Origin of the sequence: Phytohabitans flavus, from assembly GCF_011764545.1 — a bacterium.
GTDB classification, from domain to species: Bacteria; Actinomycetota; Actinomycetes; order Mycobacteriales; family Micromonosporaceae; genus Phytohabitans; species Phytohabitans flavus.
This window is the reverse complement of the sequence record NZ_AP022870.1, coordinates 9,313,948-9,332,469: the sequence shown is the minus strand read 5'-3', so window position 1 is coordinate 9,332,469 and position 18,522 is coordinate 9,313,948. Positions and strand designations below refer to the sequence as shown.

At 70.1% G+C, this 18,522-nt stretch carries 12 protein-coding genes and 5 pseudogenes; 4 read left to right on the top strand and 13 right to left on the bottom strand.

The genetic code is table 11. The features are described from left to right. Positions 1–77: 77 nt before the first annotated feature. Both Pflav_RS46960 and Pflav_RS41560 read right to left on the bottom strand, forming a co-directional pair. The gene (locus Pflav_RS46960; protein WP_232072531.1) at positions 78–395 is read right to left on the bottom strand and encodes a DMT family transporter; all 318 of its coding nucleotides are present in this window, start codon (positions 393–395) and stop codon (positions 78–80) included. Next, positions 323–985 carry an EamA family transporter gene (locus Pflav_RS41560; RefSeq protein WP_232072530.1) on the bottom strand — a complete coding sequence of 221 codons (663 nt, stop codon included), beginning with the start codon at positions 983–985 and terminating at the stop codon, positions 323–325. The genes Pflav_RS46960 and Pflav_RS41560 overlap by 73 nt, the downstream gene beginning before the upstream one ends. Before the next feature lie 229 nt (positions 986–1,214). Between Pflav_RS41560 and Pflav_RS41555 the strand changes: the two genes are divergently transcribed. After that, the gene (locus Pflav_RS41555; protein ID WP_173041954.1) at positions 1,215–1,664 is read left to right on the top strand and encodes a hypothetical protein; all 450 of its coding nucleotides are present in this window, start codon (positions 1,215–1,217) and stop codon (positions 1,662–1,664) included. Between the two features lie 281 nt (positions 1,665–1,945). On the opposite strand, the pseudogene Pflav_RS41550 reads toward Pflav_RS41555, so the two are convergent. From Pflav_RS41550 to Pflav_RS41535, 5 genes and pseudogenes are all read right to left on the bottom strand, one after another. Beyond that, a pseudogene (locus tag Pflav_RS41550) lies at positions 1,946–3,206 on the bottom strand (IS4 family transposase). Between the two features lie 361 nt (positions 3,207–3,567). Next, a pseudogene (locus Pflav_RS41545) lies at positions 3,568–6,174 on the bottom strand (vitamin B12-dependent ribonucleotide reductase); the annotation flags it as partial. Continuing rightward, positions 6,138–6,272, bottom strand: a pseudogene (locus Pflav_RS46955) (hypothetical protein); the annotation flags it as partial. The pseudogenes Pflav_RS46955 and Pflav_RS41545, both read right to left, overlap by 37 nt. 189 nt (positions 6,273–6,461) lie before the next feature. Then, positions 6,462–6,986: a transcriptional regulator NrdR gene (gene nrdR, locus Pflav_RS41540; protein ID WP_173041953.1), complete on the bottom strand. Its 525-nt coding sequence runs from the start codon at positions 6,984–6,986 to the stop codon at positions 6,462–6,464. Positions 6,987–7,285: 299 nt separating this feature from the next. Further along, positions 7,286–7,726, bottom strand: coding sequence for a LysM peptidoglycan-binding domain-containing protein (locus tag Pflav_RS41535; RefSeq protein ID WP_173041952.1), 441 nt, complete (start codon positions 7,724–7,726; stop codon positions 7,286–7,288). Between the two features lie 286 nt (positions 7,727–8,012). Between Pflav_RS41535 and lexA the strand changes: the two genes are divergently transcribed. After that, a complete protein-coding gene (gene lexA, locus Pflav_RS41530) occupies positions 8,013–8,813 on the top strand; it encodes a transcriptional repressor LexA (protein WP_173041951.1) in 801 nt (266 codons plus the stop codon). 43 nt (positions 8,814–8,856) lie between these two features. Here the strand turns inward: lexA and Pflav_RS41525 are convergent, their stop codons facing one another. Both Pflav_RS41525 and hflX read right to left on the bottom strand, forming a co-directional pair. After that, the gene (locus Pflav_RS41525; RefSeq protein ID WP_173041950.1) at positions 8,857–10,413 is read right to left on the bottom strand and encodes a hypothetical protein; all 1,557 of its coding nucleotides are present in this window, start codon (positions 10,411–10,413) and stop codon (positions 8,857–8,859) included. Positions 10,414–10,463: 50 nt separating this feature from the next. Next, positions 10,464–11,855: a GTPase HflX gene (gene hflX, locus Pflav_RS41520; RefSeq protein ID WP_173042935.1), complete on the bottom strand. Its 1,392-nt coding sequence runs from the start codon at positions 11,853–11,855 to the stop codon at positions 10,464–10,466. A 174-nt stretch (positions 11,856–12,029) separates the two neighbouring features. On the opposite strand from hflX, the pseudogene Pflav_RS41515 reads away from it, so the two are divergent. Beyond that, positions 12,030–13,441: pseudogene (locus tag Pflav_RS41515) on the top strand (malic enzyme-like NAD(P)-binding protein). 629 nt (positions 13,442–14,070) lie between these two features. On the opposite strand, the gene Pflav_RS41510 reads toward Pflav_RS41515, so the two are convergent. The 4 genes and pseudogenes from Pflav_RS41510 to Pflav_RS41495 all read right to left on the bottom strand — a co-directional run bounded on the left by Pflav_RS41510 (position 14,071) and on the right by Pflav_RS41495 (position 17,014). Next, positions 14,071–14,598 (bottom strand): hypothetical protein, encoded by a 528-nt coding sequence (locus Pflav_RS41510; RefSeq protein ID WP_173041949.1) that lies wholly within the window; start codon positions 14,596–14,598, stop codon positions 14,071–14,073. Between the two features lie 85 nt (positions 14,599–14,683). Next, positions 14,684–15,460, bottom strand: a complete 777-nt coding sequence (gene dapF, locus Pflav_RS41505; RefSeq protein ID WP_173041948.1) for a diaminopimelate epimerase — start codon at positions 15,458–15,460, stop codon at positions 14,684–14,686. Between the two features lie 8 nt (positions 15,461–15,468). Further along, positions 15,469–16,349 (bottom strand): annotated as a pseudogene (gene miaA, locus Pflav_RS41500) (tRNA (adenosine(37)-N6)-dimethylallyltransferase MiaA). A 5-nt stretch (positions 16,350–16,354) separates the two neighbouring features. Beyond that, positions 16,355–17,014, bottom strand: a complete 660-nt coding sequence (locus Pflav_RS41495; RefSeq protein WP_180201306.1) for a class III extradiol ring-cleavage dioxygenase family protein — start codon at positions 17,012–17,014, stop codon at positions 16,355–16,357. A gap of 244 nt (positions 17,015–17,258) precedes the next feature. Here Pflav_RS41495 and Pflav_RS41490 point away from each other — a divergent pair, with 244 nt between their 5' ends. Further along, positions 17,259–18,467 (top strand): DUF349 domain-containing protein, encoded by a 1,209-nt coding sequence (locus Pflav_RS41490; RefSeq protein WP_173041946.1) that lies wholly within the window; start codon positions 17,259–17,261, stop codon positions 18,465–18,467. Positions 18,468–18,522 lie beyond the last annotated feature (55 nt).

The following is an 18,522-nucleotide window of genomic DNA, read 5'->3' as shown; positions in this document are numbered from 1 at the left end:
GGGCCTGGCCGGTCGCCTATACATACCTGCGGGGTCGGGGCGCGAGCTGACCCACGTCCCGACCCCCTATCGCCGGTCTAGCCGGTCGCCGCCGGCTCGTACTCCGCCTCGGTCGCCACAAGCGCGGCCACCGCGCCGAGCAGCACTACGGTCCCGGCTACGGCCGCGGCGGAGAGCCGCTCACCCAGGAACGCGACCGCGATCACCGCCGCCACCACCGGTTCCAGCAGCGCCACGACCGAGGCCGTCGCCGCGCGTACGTGGGCGAGGCCGGCGAAGAAGAGGCCGTACGCGAGCGCGCTCGGCACCGCCCCGAGGTAGATCAGCCACCCGACCGTGCCGGCCGTGTAGGCGCCACCAAGGCCCTCCGCGAGCGCGAACGGCAGCAGGCACACCCCACCCACCGCGAACCCGGCGAGCGCGGTGTCGTAGGGCTGCGCGGACGTACCCGGGCGCGGGTCAGGAGCGTGACACCGGCGTACCCGGAGGCGGACAGCAACGAGAGGGCGATGCCGAGCGCGGGACGGGTACCGGCGCCGCCTGATCCGCCGGCCAGCAGCACCAGCCCAGCCAGCGCGAGCCCGACGGCGACCGCGCCGGCGCGGCCGAGGCGCTCGCCGAGCGTGACCCGGGCGCCGAACGCGATCAGCACCGGACCCGCGCCAAGCGTGACGACGGTGGCGACGGCCAGCCCGATGTACGCGACCGCGCCGTAGAACGCGGTCTGGTAGAGGGCAAGCCCGACGCCGATGGCGACGAGGTCCCGCTTGCGGCGGCGTGTCTTGTCGCGGCGCGCCGCGGACGCGGACGTGCGGCGGTGGACGGTGAGGACGGCGGCCAGGATCGTGACGCCGATGGCGAAACGCCACCACGAAACGGCGATCGGGCCGAGGCCACTGGTGCGGTAGAGGAGGGCCGCGCCGGCCCCACCGGAACCCCAGGCGGTCGCAGCGACGGAGATGAACAGAAAACCACGTGCGGGCATGCGAAGTCTCCACTGTGGATGGTTGACGGGACCGCGGGAATGCGGGCGGCAGCCATCGACCGCGGGACCTAGGCCGGTCCGGCGGCGGGTGTCAGTGGAGGAGCCGCCCGCTAGCGGGCGGGAGGGGAAGCACGCCGAGATGCACGGCGACAAACTTAGCCGGTACCCGGGAAAACGTCGCCAGAATTCCTGCCGCTGGTTGTCAGCCACGCACCCCGATGATGCCCGCATGAACAACTTCGATTTCCTGGTCGGCACCTGGGACGTCGCCAACCGCTACCTGACCAAGCGGCTGGCCGGCAGCGACGAGTGGGAGGAGTTTCCCGGGCGCGCGGTGTCGCATGCCTTCTTCGAGGGCGCCGGCAACTTCGACGAGATCGCCTTCCCCACGAAGGGCTGGCGCGGCGCCACGGTACGCACGTACGACCCGGCCACCGAACTGTGGTCGCTCTACTGGGTAGACAGCCGCACGGGCCGCATGGACCCGCCAGTGGTGGGGCGCTTCGAGGACGGCACGGGCGAGTTCACCGGCACGGATGTGTGGGAGGGCCGGCCGGTGCGCGTCCGCTTCATCTGGTCGGAGATCACGGCCGACTCGGTGCACTGGCAGCAGGCATTCGCGACCGAGGACGGCGACTGGGAGACCAACTGGCACATGTACTTCACCCGCGCCGCCTGAGCGCCCGCGCCGCTCACGGCCATAGGAAAATCCATTCCAAAGGCAGATTTGGGCTACCGCGATGTCCGCGGTGGTCCGGACCCAATGCCACTCACCTTAGTTTGATCTTGGTGGTGGGTGGGTTGGTGTGGCGGGTGCCGGTGTCGTGGGGTTGTTTGACTCGGTAGCTGTTGTGGCGCATGCGTTTGACGACGCGGGGGTAGCTGCGGTGGCGGTGTTGGTTGAGGTGTCGGTGGTGGGTGATGTCGGCGCCGATGGCGGCGATGAGGTGGTGGCGGTGGTCAGGGGGAAAATGCCGTCGGGTCTTGGACCCGACGGCGCAGGATACGCACGGTGCGGTGGAATTTGACCTGGTCGGGATCGATGTCGGCTTCGGTGGCGGCCTGGCAGATCAGGGCGCTGATCGCGTAGTGGGTCAGCAGGTAGCCGTAGATTTCTTGGGTCACCATGGCCGGGCTTTTCGAGCGTAGGACCCGTCCGGGGCCGCGCAGGTGGGTTTTGAGTTGGCCGTTGCTGGTTTCGTGGTCCCACCGTTGGTGGTATGCCTCGGCCAGCACGGCGGCCGGGGCGTCGGCCGGGTCCAGGATGCTGGTGAGCAGGCTGATCGGTTCGTCGTTGTCCGCGCGGTCGGTGACCTGATAGGACACGACCCGGGCGATGCGGGCGCGGTGCGGGTCGATGTCGGCCCGGGTGGCCGGGTCACGGGCCAGCGCGAGGATCCGGTCACGTTCGCTTGGACGCGTCCGGGAGGCATACACCACGGTCAGATACGAGCCGTCGGGCAGATCTTGCACGACGGGTAGGGCGATCGCGCCGCCAGCGCCACCGGCCCGCCACAACACGTCCGCGCCGGTATCGGTAGCCGCACACCAGTCGCGCCAGCCGTAGAAGTTACGATCGGCCAACAGCAGCATGCCCGGCTCCAGCAACGGATACAACCCACGGGCCAGGCTCTGCTCCCCCTGCCCTTTACCCACGACCGGCCCGATCACCGCACCGATCGGCGCCCGCGAACCGGTCTCGACCAACGTGACCAACCTGGCCTTGGGAAACGCCGAACGTCTCGTAGCCCCGCCGGCATAGCCGAAGAACTCCGCGTTGGCCGGACTATCCGGCACATCAAGCTCACTTCCATCGACCGACACCAACCGCCGCCCAGCCAGCCACGCACCCCGGGTCAACACCCCACACACCGGCCGAGCCACCCGCTCGAACACCTCCCGCACCGGCTCGGCCCCAACCGCTGCCGGGCCTGCGTAATCCCCGCCGAACCCGGCATCGACCAACTCGCATCCCAACACCCCCACGCCATCAACGGCTCAGCCAGCCGCGCGAGCACCCCCTCATAGTCATCCTCAGCGAACAACGCCAACGCCATCGCGAAGTACACCATCACATGCGCCGGCAACTTCCCATCCGACCGCTTCGACTCCCGGCCATACACCGCCACCGCCGCATCGACCACATCCCGCGGCACCGACCCGGCCAACACCCCACCGAGACCCAGTCCGTCAACCGCCCACCAGCCCCAAACACGACCAGCGATCATCACCCACACCAACACCACCAACCCACACCGACACACCCACCCACCAAGATCAAACTAAGGTGAGTGGCATTGGGTCCGGACCGCTGCTCCCGCGGCCTCACCCTCCGCGTTTCACACCCCAACCCACCGCGCCCACGCCGCCCCGCGCGATCGGGACGGTGCTCCTTGCCGTCGCACGGCGCCCTCCGTGATCCGCACCGCCGGCCGGCATGGCCGGCGGTCGGGCCGAGCTCAAATCTCCATGATGGATAGATCGACAGGTCGCGCAATGAGACAGTGCGGCTGCCTAACGGCAGCCGCACCTGGGCGTTACTTGTCTCTCAAGGAGCGGCCGGGGCCTGCGGCCGACTTGTGTCAGCTACAGCCGCTCGTGGAGCCGCAGCCCTCGCACACGTAGCAACTACCGGCCGGGCGCATCTTGGTGCCGCAGGTGAAGCAGAGCGGGGCGTCCGCCGCCTTGCCGATCACCGCTTCCAGCAGCTCGGTCGAGGAACCCACATTTGGCGCGGGCTTGGCGGCTGCCACTTCCGGCGCTTCGGTGGCCGACGGCGGCGGGACCGGGGCGGAGACCGGCGCCGACTGGGCCATGCCGGCCAGGTCGAGCGTGCCCTCGGACTCCGCCGCGATCTGGGCGGCTCGCTCCTTAGCGGTGAAGATGCCCAGCTCGGCGCGGCGCTCATACGGCAGGAAGTCGAGCGCCAGCCGCCGGAAGATGTAGTCCATCACCGAGGCGGCCATGCGGATGTCCGGGTCGTCGGTCATGCCCGCCGGCTCGAAGCGCATGTTGGTGAACTTGCCGACGAACGTCTCCAGCGGCACCCCGTACTGGAGGCCGATCGAGATGGCCACCGAGAACGCGTCCATCACGCCGGCCAGCGTGGAGCCCTGCTTGGACATCTTGAGGAAGACCTCGCCGAGGCCGTCGTCCGGGTACGACGAGGCGGTCAGGTAGCCCTCGGCCCCGCCGACCGAGAAGGAGACCGTCTCGGAGGGGCGCTTCTTCGGCAGCCGCTTGCGGACCGGGCGGTACTCGACCACAGGCTCAGGCGCCGTGATGACCGCCGGCACCGAGACCTTGGCCGACGAGCCCGCGGACAGCGGCTGGCCCACCTTGCAGTTGTCGCGGTAGATGGCCAGCGCCTTGAGGCCGAGCTTCCAGCCCTCGCGGTAGATCTGCTCAACGTCCTCGACGGTGGCTGCCTCGGGCATGTTGACCGTCTTGGAGATGGCACCGGAGATGAACGGCTGGATCGCCGCCATCATCCGCACATGGCCCATCGGCGCGATCGAACGCTCGCCCATCGCGCAGTCGAAGACCGCGTAGTGCTCCGACTTGAGGCCCGGCGCGTCGATCACGTGGCCGTGCTCCGAGATGTGCTCGACGATCGCCTCGACCTGCTCCTCGGGGTAGCCGAGCGTGCGGAGCGCCCGCGGCACCGTCTGGTTGACGATCTGCATCGAGCCGCCGCCGACCAGCTTCTTGAACTTGACCAGCGCCAGGTCGGGCTCCACACCGGTGGTGTCGCAGTCCATCATGAGGCCGATGGTGCCGGTGGGGGCGAGGACGGAGGCCTGCGAGTTGCGCCATCCGTTCTTGTCGCCGATCTTGTTGCCCTGCGTCCACTGCTTGGTCGCCTCGCGCACGATCGCGGTGGCCACCGGGTGGGTCGGCTTGATCTCGTCGTTGGCGGCGGCGTGCTTGCGCATGACCCGCTTGTGCGGCTCGGCGTTGCGCGCGTATCCCTCGTAGGCGCCCACCACGCCAGCGATCTCGGCCGAGCGGCGGTACGCGGTACCGGTCATCAGCGAGGTGATGGCGCCGGCGACCGAGCGGCCCGCCTCCGAGTCGTACGGCAGGCCGGAGGCCATCAGCAGCGCGCCCAGGTTGGCATACCCGATGCCGAGCTGACGGTAGGCGCGGGTGGTGATCCCGATCTTCTCGGTCGGGAAGTCGGCGAAGCAGATCGAGATGTCCATCGCGGTGATGACGAACTCGACCGACCGCACGAACTTCTCCACCTCGAAGCCGCCGTCCGCGCGGAGGAACTTCATGAGGTTGAGCGAGGCCAGGTTGCACGAGGAGTTGTCCAGGTGCAGGTACTCCGAGCAGGGGTTGGACGCGGTGATCCGGCCGGTCTCGGGGCAGGTGTGCCAGTCGTTGATCGTGTCGTCGTACTGGAGGCCGGGGTCGGCGCACTCCCACGCCGCCTGGGCGATCGCGCCGAAGAGCTTCTTGGCGTCGACCGTCTGCACCACCGAGCCGTCGAGGCGGGCCCGCAGGTCGAAGCTGCCGCCCTCGTCGACCGCGCGCATGAACTCCTCGGAGACGCGCACCGAGTTGTTGGCGTTCTGGTACTGGACGCTGACGATGTCGTGACCGCCGAGGTCCATGTCGAAGCCGGCGTCGCGAAGCGCCCGGATCTTGTCTTCCTCACGCGCCTTGGTCTGCACGAACTCCTCGATGTCCGGGTGGTCGACGTCGAGGATCACCATCTTGGCCGCGCGCCGCGTGGCGCCGCCCGACTTGATCGTGCCAGCGCTCGCGTCGGCGCCGCGCATGAAGCTGACCGGGCCGGACGCGGTGCCCCCGCTGGAGAGCAGCTCCTTGGAGGAGCGGATGCGGGAGAGGTTGACACCGGAGCCGGACCCGCCCTTGAAGATCAGGCCCTCCTCCTTGTACCAGTCGAGGATCGAGTCCATCGAGTCGTCGACCGCGAGGATGAAACAGGCACTGACCTGCTGTGGCGAGGGCGTGCCCACGTTGAACCAGACCGGCGAGTTGAAGCTGAACACCTGGTGCAGCAGCATCCAGGTCAGCTCGTGCTCGAAGATCTCCGCCTCGCCCGGCGCGGCGAAGTACCCGTGCTCCTCCCCGCGGCGCGGTACGTCTTCACCACCCGGTCGATGAGCTGCCTGAGCGACCATTCCCGCTGCGGCGTCCCGACCGCGCCGCGGAAGTACTTGGTCGTCACGATGTTGGCCGCGTTGACGCTCCAGAAGTCGGGAAACTCGACGCCCCGCTGCTCGAAGTTGATCGAGCCGTCGCGCCAGTTGGTCATCACGACGTCGCGGCGCTCCCAGGTGACCTCGTCATATGGGTGCACACCCTCGGTGGTCCACACGCGCTCGACCTTGAGCCCCCGCTCACGCTGCGCGTCGCACGTCCCTTGCTTGCTGTCACGCCTTCCCCCGACATACTCAATGCCCCTCGGAACCGCGAAAACCTTAAAGATCAAAACCCGAAAAAACTACGGGGTACGCTCGCCGGCCGGCTCGGGCACCGGAGGGCGACTCGAGCCCTCCACTCGCCCGGCGCCGTCCCGCGCCGCCGCGGCCGCACGCAGTGTCGCGATCTCGCGCTCGAAGTCGCCCAGCGACTCGAACGACCTGTAGACGCTCGCAAACCGCAGGTAAGCCACCTCGTCCAGCTCGCGCAGCGGCCCCAAGATGGCCAGGCCCACGTCGTGGCTGGGGATCTCGGCGGCGCCGCGAGCCCGGACGGTCTCCTCGACCTTCTGCGCGAGGAGCGCGATCGCGTCCTCGTCGACCGGCCGTCCCTGACACGCCTTGCGCACACCACCGACGATCTTCGTCCGGCTGAACGGCTCGGTCACCCCGCTGCGCTTGACGACGGCCAACACCGCTTCCTCGACGGTCGTGAACCGCTTGCCACACTGCGGGCAAGCCCGGCGGCGGCGGATCAACTGGCCGTCGTCGGCCTCTCGCGAGTCGACGACCCGGGAGTCGGCGTGCCGACAATACGGACAGCGCATCGACTCCCCTCCCTTCAGCACACCGAGGTTACGCGTCCCCTACGACAACTTTCGGGCACACTGATACCCAGCCGAACGCCACGGCCTGTGGACACGGCTGTGTATGACGTGTGGGAAAGCTGTGTGGAGCCAAACCCAACCTGTGGACGACTTACACCCTTGTAACTACTACATCTAGGGGTTCGACGTTATGCCAGCGGACGCGCTGACGCAAGCTCAACGTCATTCCTGCCGCTAGGTGTCGCAGTGGTGTGGATCTCATGACGCGTTGACCCGCGAACGCGCCCGAGATGGCCTGGTCAGCCGGGGAGCCTCAGCTCCTGCCCGGCGTAGACGGTGTAGTCGTCCAGGGAGTTCAGCCGGCGGATCTCCTCGATCACGGCCAGGCGGTCGCCGCTGAGGTGGTGGCGGTCGGCGATGGACCAGAGCGTGTCGCCCCGCTCGACCACCGTGGTGGTCGCGGGGCCGGACCGGTCGGCGGCGCGGGAGGCGGAGGCGGCCACCGTGACCGCGGCCGCGGCGAGCAGGAGGAAGAACGCGAACACGACCACTCGCCCCCGGCGGGTGAGCCGCAGCCTTGGCTTGGCGGCACCTCGGGCACGAGCGGCAGCCCGGACGGGCGGCGTGTGGCGGGTGGGCACGACGCCCGCCGCCGTCGCCAGCGCCAGCACACCGCCCATGGCCGACCCGCCCGACGTGGCGCGAGTGCGGCACGGACCCATCGCGACCTGTGCTTCCATCGTGTGCATACCGGCCCCCATCGATTGACCCGACCCTTGGTCGAACAGCAGTTCGATCGAACGGACGTACGATGGTCTACCAGAACATGTGTGCGATGTCGAGGGTTGGCGCACGACACGCCGACACGCAGGTCGTACAGATGTTTGAAACTGGCCAATCTTGCCGATACGGTGAGTCCACCGATCCGGGGCACCGCGGCACTAACCCCACAAACAGGCGGCCGGTCGGGGCGACGAGCACCACCGCGCACCGCGACGCACCACCGTGACCAGGGAGGACCGACCCGTGCCCACCGACGAGCGAGGCGGGCGGCAAGCGCCGACCCAGCAGAAGAGCGCCAAGGCAACGGCGGAGACCGGCACCCGGCGGCGTAGCCCGGCCCGGTCCCGGAGCGCCGACGCGCCCGCGCTGCGCGCCGTCACGCCGGTGGTCAGTTCCTTCCCGGACCTGGTGACCGCCGACCTGACCGCGCGGCAGCGGCGGATCCTCGAGTTCATCCGCGACTGGGTGGAGCGCTACGGATACCCGCCGAGCGTGCGCGAGATCGGCGAGGCGGTCGGGCTCGTCTCCCCGTCGAGCGTGGCCTACCAGCTGAAGGAGCTGGAGCGGAAGGGCTTCCTGCGCCGCGACCCCAACCGTCCCCGCGCCGTCGACGTGCGGCCGCCGAGCGAGATGCTCGACGACGAGACCGCGCGGGCCGCGCGCCCCGCCCCGGCGTATGTGCCGATGCTGGGCCGCATCGCCGCCGGTGGGCCGATCCTCGCCGAGCAGGCCGTGGAAGACGTCTTCCCGCTGCCGCGTGAGCTGGTCGGCGAGGGCGAGGTCTTCATGCTCCAGGTCAAGGGCGACTCGATGGTCGAGGCGGCGATCTGCGACGGCGACTGGGTGGTCGTGCGCCAGCAGCCCACCGCCAACGCGGGCGAGATCGTGGCCGCGATGATCGAGGGCGAGGCGACCGTGAAGACGTATCGCCGCAAGGACGGGCACGTGTGGCTGATGCCGCAGAACGCGGCCTTCGACCCGATCCCCGGCGACGACGCCACGATCCTCGGCCGGGTCGTGGCCGTGCTCCGCCGCGTCAAGTAGGCGAGAGCCAAGTAGGCGAGAGCCAAGTACAGGGAGAGCGGAGTCAGTAGCGCTCGTCGGGCGGGTACGTACCACCGCCGCCCTGTGGACGGCCGTAGACGCCGCCCGACGAGTGGGTGCCGCCCGTGACCGGCGGGCTCTCCCGCGGCGGGCGGCTCTGTCCGCCACCGCCGTAGACGTTGCCACCACCGTTGCCGTTGCCGTTGCCGCCGCCGTACACGCCCCCGCCGCCCTTGGCGCCGGAGCCGCCGTACACACCACCGCCACCGCCGGAGGACGCCGGGCGAGCCGACCCGTACGTGTTGCCGGCGGGCTGGTAGTCGTCGTCGGGCCGCCCCGAGCGGTAGCCGTCGTCGAAGCCGCCCGGCCGGCGGTCCCAGCTCGCCTCGTCGTACCCGAAACCCTTGTCGACCGAGGCGGACGCGGAAGCGACGCTCGCGGCGCCGGACGTGCGGCCGATCGAGCCGGACGGGCTGTCCTGCGGACCGCCCTTCAGCGGCGCCGGCTCATCGGCCGCGCGGCGGCGGGCCCGCAAGATGCCGAAGATGCCGGCGCCCACCAGGAGCGCGCCGATCACCCCGACCACGGCCACCATGGCCGTGATGTCGCCGATCGTCAGGTCGTCGGTCCACGACCGTCCCGAGCCGCCGCTCGTCCCGCCCTGAAGGTCGGCCGCGACCGGCTCCTTCGGCTTGTCCTTGGACGGCGTGTACCGGAACATGTCGTTGCTTGTGTTTTGGTCGAGCCTGCCCAGGTCCGAGACGGTAACGAAGGTCTTGCCATCCGCGCTGTACGCGATGGCCTCGCCGAACACGTCGCTGTCGAGCGGGGTCACGCGCGGCTCGCCAGTGGTGAGCGCCTTGACCACGTCGCCGCCGGCCACGTCGAACTCGAACGCGTCCGCGTAGGTGCGCAGGACGACCCGGCTGCCGTCGGGCGCGCGGGCCGCGCCGGTGACCGTGAGCCGCCCGACCGCGCCGAACGGGTTGTCGGTCTCCGTCTTCGGCAGCGTGACCTCGCCCACCTTCTTGAGTGGCACGGGCGTGTTGTTGTCGGCCTTGAGCGCGGCGGACGGGCTGTACAGCTCGGCCTTGCCCCCGGTCTTGGTGATGATGATCGGCGTGTTGTTGGCGCCGATGAGCAGCGCCTCGGCGTCGTGGTGCTTGCCGCCGGGGTACGCCACGCGGTGCAGCGTCGGGCGCGACCCGCCGCCGACCGGCATGGTCCACAGCGCGACGCTGCTGCGCCGCTCGCTGGCCTCGGGATTGTCACCGACGTCCGCGATCCAGAGCGTCTTGCCATCCGGCGAGATCGCGAGGTCCTCGGTGTCACGCGGGCCGGAGCCGGTGTACTGCACATTCTTCGTGACGGTGCACTTGCCGTCGAGGTAGAAGACGCGCTTGCGGTTGGCCGACTCGCTGCTGTCGTTGATCGTGATGTACCCACCGCTGGTGGCCACGAGCCCGGACAGCTCGTCGAGCTTGGAGTCCTCGATGGTGCAGACCTTCTTACCGGCCGCCACAGCGGGTGCCGGGAAGGCGGCCAGGCCGACGCCGACCAAGCCCAGCGCAACCACCACCGAGGACACCAAACGACGCATCAGATTAGTGTCGCACGCCGCGCGCATCCCGTGTGTAACGCTACGTTTCGTCACGCGACATGCGCGAAGGGCGCCAACTCGGCCGCGAGTGCCTGGTCGACCCGCACGCGCAGCTCGGTGCCCCGCTCGGTGTGACTGGCCGAGAGCACCTCACCCCGTCGATGGATGCGGGCCACCAGGTCGCCCCGGTCGTACGGCACGACGACAGCCAACTCCACCGCGGGTACCGGCAGTCGCGCCTCGATCGCGGCGCGCAGGTCGTCGATGCCCTGCCCGCTGCGGGCCGAGACGAAGATCGCCTCCGGCCAGGCGCGCTTGAGCCGGAGCAGGGTCTCCTCGTCGGCCGCGTCGACCTTGTTGACCGCCAGCAGCTCGGGCAGCGCGTCGGCGCCCACCTCGGCGAGCACCTCGCGCACCGCCCGCACCTGCTCCTCCGGATCCGGGTGGGCGCCGTCGACCACGTGCACGACAAGGTCGGCGTCGGCCACCTCCTCCAGCGTGGAGCGGAAGGCCTCGACGATCTGGTGCGGCAGGTGCCGAACGAACCCGACCGTGTCGGAGAGCGTGTAGACCCGGCCGTCGGGCGTCTCGGACCGCCGCGTCGTCGGGTCGAGGGTGGCGAAGAGCGCGTCCTCGACCAGCACGCCCGCGCCGGTCAGCCGGTTGAGCAGGCTGGACTTGCCCGCATTCGTGTACCCGGCGATGGCGATCGCCGGAATCGAGTTGCGGGCACGGCTGGCGCGCATCGTTCGCCGTACCGTCCGCATGCCCTTGATCTCGCGGCGCAGTCGGGCGATCCGGGTACGGATGCGGCGGCGGTCGGTCTCGAGCTTCGTCTCACCGGGACCGCGCAGACCCACGCCGCCACCGGCGCCACCGACCCGCGCGCTACCGCCGGACTGCCGGGAGAGCGCCTCACCCCAACCGCGCAGGCGGGGCAGCAGGTACTCAAGCTGAGCCAGCTCGACCTGCGCCTTGCCCTCCTTGCTCTTGGCGTGCTGGGCGAAGATGTCGAGGATCAGCGCGGTGCGGTCGATCACCTTGACCTTGGTGCGCTGCTCGAGGTTGCGCAGCTGGGACGGGGAGAGCTCGCCGTCGCAGATCACCGTGTCGGCGCCGCTCGACGTCACCACCGAGCCCAGCTCGTCGACCTTGCCTCGCCCGATGTAGGTGGCCGAGTCAGGGCGGCTGCGCCGCTGGATCACCCCTTCGAGCACCTCGGACCCGGCGGTCTCGGCGAGCGCGGCAAGCTCCGTCAGCGAGTTTTCCGCGTCGGTGACCGTACCCTCGGTCCACACTCCCACCAGCACCACGCGCTCCAGGCGTAGCTGCCGGTACTCCACCTCGGTGACGTCGGCGAGCTCCGTGGAGAGCCCGGCGACCCTGCGCAGTGCGTTTCGGTCCTCGAGCTCCAACTCACCCGTTGTGGCGTCTTCGCTCATGAGAACGACGTCCTGCAAGCTGGTCTCCCTGTTCAGTGGCTGTTTGCTCCGGTCTTCAATGGTGTCACGCCGAAGTGCCGAACGCACGTGGGTTAAAGACCGTACCTGGGTTAAAGACCCAGTAGCCCCCGGAGTACAAATGGCATGACCGTTCAATGTTGAGGGGATCCCAAGGTGTCCACGACCCGCCTGCCCAGCGCCGGCTTCTCGATCACCATCCGGGTGAGTGTCACCGCGGACGCGTCGGCGATCGGCCGGTTGACCACCTGTGTCGGCGAGGCCGGCGCGGTCGTCACCGCGATCGACGTGGTCGACTCCGACCACCTGAGGGTGGTCGTCGACATCACCTGCGACACCGCCGACTCGAGCCACGCCGACGCGGTTGTCAAGGCGCTCGAGGTGCTGCCCGGCGTCGAGGTGCACAAGGTCTCGGACCGCACGTTCCTGCTGCACCTGGGCGGAAAGATCGAGGTGAACTCGAAGGTCGCGCTCCGCAACCGCGACGAGCTCTCCCGTGCGTACACCCCCGGCGTGGCCCGCGTGTGCCTCGCCATCGCGGAAAACCCGGACGACGCCCGCCGCCTCACCATCAAGCGCAACACGGTGGCCGTGGTCACCGACGGCAGCGCGGTCCTCGGCCTCGGCAACATCGGTCCGGCCGCCGCACTCCCCGTGATGGAGGGGAAGGCCGCGCTGTTCAAGCGCTTCGGCGGCGTGGACGCGTGGCCGGTGGTGCTCGACACCCAGGACACCGACGAGATCGTCCAGATCGTGCGGGCGATCGCCCCGGCGTACGGGGGTATCAACCTGGAGGACATCGCCGCGCCGCGGTGCTTCGAGATCGAAGAGCGGCTGCGGGAGGAGCTGGACATCCCGGTCTTCCACGACGACCAGCACGGCACCGCGATCTGCGTCCTGGCCGCGCTGACCAACGCGCTGCGCGTCGTGGGCAAGCAGCTCGCGGACGTGCGGGTGGTCGTCTCCGGGGCCGGCGCGGCGGGTACCGCCATCATGAAGCTGCTGCTCCGTGAGGGTGTGGGCGACATCATCGCGTACGACCGGAAGGGCGCCCTCCACAGTGGCATGACCGACCTCAGCCCGGGCTGGCAGTGGCTGGTCGAGCACACCAACTCGACGGGGTACAGCGGCGACCTGGCCGGTGCCGTGCGCGGCGCGGACGTCTTCATCGGCGTGAGCGCGCCCAACCTGCTGACCGGCGACGACATCGCGGCCATGGCGCCCAACTCGATCGTGTTCGCGCTCGCCAACCCCGACCCGGAGGTCGACCCGCGCGAGGCCCGCAGGCACGCGGCGGTGGTGGCGACCGGCCGCTCCGACCAGCCCAACCAGATCAACAACGTGCTGGCCTTCCCCGGCGTCTTCCGGGCATGCTCGACGCGCACGCCGAGGAGTTCACCGACGAGATGGCCCTCGCCGCGGCACGGGCGATCGCCGACGTGGTGGGCGAGGAGAAGATCAACCCCAGCGTCATCGTGCCCAGCGTCTTCGACCCCCGCGTCTCGACGGCGGTAGCAACCGCGGTACGCCAGGCCGCCCGCCCGTCAGGTGCCCACCCCGCAGGCTGACCAGCGCGGCGCAAGAGGTCTTTCAGGGTCGGGGTCACATTCAATTTCTTGAGACAGGGTATTTGCCCCGGTCCGCGTCACCTGCGGACCGTTTGCTCCCGCGGGCACCGCGCAGGTCGGCGGCTCGCTAGCGCTCGCCGAAACCCCCGACCTCCGCTGCCACGTCCGCGGTCCAAGCCCAACCCCGACCCGACCCGAGGTGGGTGCGCGGGCGCATTCGCTCTGCTTCCTGGAGTGGCCGCGCCGGTGATCAAAGGCGACCTTGCCGCCAGGTAGGGCCGTCTGGTCCTGGCTGATGCTGATCCCACAGCGACCGCGCAGCCCCGCTTCCTTGATCGGCGTGGTCGGGCTGGGTGTACGCGAGAGATCGTGGTACCCAACTGCCCCCCGGGGGCAGTTGGGTACCACGATCTGCCAGACGGCGCCCGTCGTAGCGTCGATGCGGACCCGGCAGCGAAGGTCGTGGTCGGCCGACCACGCCCCCCGGGGGGTGAGCTTGCCCAACCGCGAAGGGTGAGGCCGCGGGAGCGACGGTCCGGACCACCACGGACATCGCGGTAGCTCAATTTCCTTGGTTTTTGATCCTCATCCGCGACACGACGCCGAGGCCACCCTGACTCCAAAGCTCTCTAGACCGCTGGGCACTGGTTCGTCGACTTGCGCTTGGTTATTGCGGCGTCCGCGCCGGCCGCGTACTCGACGAGCGTGTCCCCGGCTGGCTCGTACTGCCACTTTCCACTGGTCAGCCGCAGCGTGCTGTGGCCCACCTTGTCGCCCTGGCGCCAGGTGAGCTCGACAAGCTCCATGCTCACCGGGCGCACGTCCTGGAGCTCGATCCTGAGGCCTTTGTGGACCGGGCAGGTCTTGTTGACCTTCTCGAAGTCCTTCTGCGCGACCTCCTTCTTGGCCGCGTCGGTCCACTGACCCCAGGCGCCCGCCCAGTCGCCACCGGCCAGCAGCGCGAACTGCATGTTGGCGACGTCGAGCGCCTCCTGGACATTCGGGCCGTTGGGCACTGGCGTGCCCTCCACCGGGGCGGGCGCGGGCGCGGACGGGATGCCGCCGGGCGGGCCTGCGTTGTCGCCCTGCGGGCCGTTGCAGCCGGTGGCGAACGCCAGCACCGCGACACCGAGCAGCACACCGCTGGTCCAGCGCATGGTCGACCTCCACGAGATTGATCAGGGTCAGTGGGAGCGTTCCCAAGCGTGCAGTCTGACACCTCGACCAACATCGATCAAGAGGTCACAAGGAAAGCTCTCCCGACGCCACGATCACCGCGGGTCCGGCCAGATGGCACTCGGCGCCGTCGAAGGTCACCGTGAGCCGCCCACCCGGCACGTCGACCGTCACCACGCCGGTGTCGCGGCCCGCCCTGGCGAGCGCCACAGCCGCCACCGCGACCGCGCCGGTACCGCACGAGAGGGTCTCCCCCGAGCCGCGCTCGTGCACGCGCATGCTGACGTGCAGATCCGCCACGGGCACGACGAACTCCACGTTGACCCCGAACGGGTAGAACTCCTCGTCGTGCACCGGTGCCACGTGCAGGTCGAGCGACTCCAGCGCTACCGCCTCGGGCAGCGCGCACACAAGGTGGGGGTTGCCGCAGTCGACGGCCACGCCGGGCAGCTCCAGCCCGCCGACCCGGGCGCTGCTGTCCCCGTACACCTTGGGGAGGCCCATGTCGACGCTGATGGTCTCGTCGCCGATCACCGCGCGCACGACGCCGGCCCGGGTCTCGATCGGCACCGTGCCGGCCGCGAGGCCGGCGGTAGCCAGGTAGCGGGCGAAGACGCGGACGCCGTTGCCGCACATCTCGGCGAGCGAACCGTCCGCGTTCCAGTAGTCCATGAACCACTCGACGCCGGGCAGCGACGAGCGCGCGACGCGCAGCACGCCGTCGCCGCCGATGCCGCGCCGCCGGTCACACACCGCGGCCACGAACTCGGGTGTGAGCTCGGGCGTGCCCTCCGGCAGCACGACGAAGTCGTTGCCGGTGCCATGGCCCTTCAGGAATCGCACGCCACCCATCATCCCGCATGGGCCAGCGCGGCCTCGACGAGATCTGGGCGGGTGGCGTCCAGCCAGGCGATTCGCGGGTCACGGCGGAACCAGGTGCGCTGCCGCCGCACGAAGCGCCGCGTTGCCCGCACCGTCTCGTCCCGCGCCTCCGCGAGCGGAATGTCGCCGGCGAGGTGGGCTAGCACCTGCTGGTAGCCCAGCGCGCGGCTCGCCGTCCGCCCGTCGCGCAGGCCGACCTCGGCCAGCGCCGACGTCTCGGCGACAAGTCCGGCCTCGAACATCACGTCCACCCGGTCAGCCACCCGCGTGGCCAGGTCGGCGCGGTCGACCCCGATCTGCACGGCGTCGTAGTACGGCTTGGGGCGGCCGGCAGCGACGCGGTGAACGGCGCCCCGGTCAGCGCGATCACTTCGAGGGCCCGCACGATGCGCCGCCCGTTCGTCGGGAGGATCTTGGCGGCCGCGGCGGGATCGGCGGTGCGCAGCCGCTCGTACAGCGGCGCCGGGCCCTCGGCGGCCAGCGCGGCTTCGAGCTCGGACCGCAGGTCGGCGTCGGTGCCCGGAAACTCGAACTCCTCCAGCACCGCCCGCACGTACAGCCCGGAGCCGCCCACCAGGATCGGCACCCGCCCGCGTGCCCGCACGTCGTCGACGGCCGCGCGGGCCACCCGCTGGTACTCCGCGACGCTCGCCGCCTCGGTCACGTCCCAAATGTCCAGGACGTGGTGCGGCACCCCCTCGCGCTCGGCCGGCGTGAGCTTGGCGGTGCCGATGTCCATGCCACGGTAGAGCTGCATGGAATCGGCGTTGACCACCTCGCCGCCGAGCGCATGGGCGAGCGCGATGCCGAGCGCCGACTTGCCCGCGGCGGTCGGCCCCACCACAGCCATGACGCTCACAGCTCGCGCTCCCAACTGGCCACGAAGTAGGCGACCCCGTACGGCGCGCCCGAGTACTCCATCGTCGCGCGCCACGTGCCGCCCGCGGCGGCCGCCGCCAGCACCTGCCACGGCGCCCGCCCGGAGACCATCAGCTCCGCGGAGAGCACCGGGTCCAGGCTCGTCAAGGCGTCCAGGTCCGCGCTGGCCAGGGCCCGTTCGACAGCTTCGTCGTACGGGAGCGCGCGCGGGTCGTCGTACCCCGGCGCCCCGATACCCCGGCAGGCGGAGCCGTCGCCCATCGCGAGGAGCGCCCAGGGTCCCTCGGGCTCGATGCGGCGGGCGAACGCGGCGCACTCATCGACCGGCGTACCGTCGCCAATCGCGACGAAACGCCGATGCACCGCCGGAATCGGGACGAACGCCCGATTGATCAGCCACTCTCCGACCGACAGGCTGAGCGGCAACGATGGTGGCTCGCCCGGCGGCTCGGGCAGGCCCCATCGGGCAAACGAGGCCCGCACCGGAAAGTTATAGTCGACCGTCGATGAATTGTTACCCACGACCAGCAGCGACCGGGCGCCAGACTCGGCGAGTCGGCGCACCGCCGCGTCACAGGCGGCCCGCAGCGGATCCAGCTCGGGAGCCGCACCGCTGGCGACCTCGGGGACGATCATGGGCGGATGCGGACAGACCGCTGCGGCGACCAATGGCACGGTCACACGGTAGCGGCGACCTATCTGTGTCGTGCGCAAGCCAACCAAGGACACCGTATGGTCACGGTCAACGTTTAGCGCTCGACGCGGACCGGGTGGGACCTGTGACAATGCCGGAAGAAACTCCGCTGCAAACATACTGCGCTGTGGCGGTAGCCGCCGGGTGACCCCCGCTCGACGGCGCCGGGAGAACGAGGATGGGCACATGAGCGACTGGACCGCCTTCGGTCGAGTGGACGCCGACGGCACGGTGTACGTCAAGACGACAGAGGGCGAGCGAGTGGTCGGGTCGTGGCAGGCCGGGCCACCCGAGGAGGGATTGGCCCACTTCGCCCGCAGGTTCGCCGACAAAGTCACCGAAGTCAATCTGGTCGAGGCTCGCCTCAATTCGGGCGCCGCCGACGCGGCCCACTCCCTCGCCAGCGTGCGCCGGATCCGCGCGGAGCTCGTCGAGGCGCACGTGGTCGGCGACATCGACGGGCTGTGCGCCCGGCTGGACAAGCTGACCAGCCTGGCCGAGCAGAAGGCTGGCGAGGCCCGCGCGGCCCGCGACGCGGCTCGTGCCGAGGCGCTGGCCCGCAAGACCGGGCTCGTCGAAGAGGCCGAGAAGCTCGCCGCCGAGTCCACGGGCTGGAAGACGGCCGGCGACCGGCTCAAGGAGATCCTCGACGAGTGGAAGACGGTCCGCGGCGTCGACAAGAAGACCGACGGCGAGCTGTGGAAGCGGTTCGCCGCCGCGCGTGACTCGTTCACCCGCCGGCGCGGCGCCCACTTCGCCACGCTCGACGCGCAGCGCAAGCAGGCGCAGGGCGCCAAGGAGTCGCTGGTGGTCGAGGCCGAGACACTGGCCGAGTCGAGCGACTGGGCGCCGACCGCGGCCCGCCTCAAGGACCTGATGACCGAGTGGAAGGCCGCGCCCCGCGCCTCGAAGGAGGCCGAGCAGCGGCTGTGGGAGAGGTTCCGGGCGGCGCAGGACGCCTTCTTCACCCGGCGCAGCGAGGTCTTCTCGGCCCGCGACGCCGAGCAGCGTGGAAACCTCGACCGCAAGCAGGCGCTGCTGTCCGAGGCGGAGGCTATCGACGTCGACGCCGACCCGCGGGCCGCGCAGGCAAGGCTCCGCGAGATCCAGGGGCAGTGGCACGATGCCGGACGGGTGCCCCGCGAGGCGGCCGCCGGCCTCGACCGCCGGCTCCGCTCGATCGACGACAAGGTGCGCCAGGCGATGGAGTCGGCCTGGCGGCGCACCGAGCCGTCCGCCAACCCGCTGCTCGCCCAGATGCGGGAGCAGGTCGCCGAGGCTGAGCAGCGACTCAACCGGGCTCGCACGGCGGGCGACGCCAAGCGGATCCGCGAGGCGGAAAAGGCGCTGGAGTCGAAGCGGCAGTTCCTGAAGCTGGCCGAGCAGACCAGCTAGCCTTCGGCGCTGCCTGGGATTCGCTTCGCCGGCTCGTCGCCTTCGGGCGTTGAGC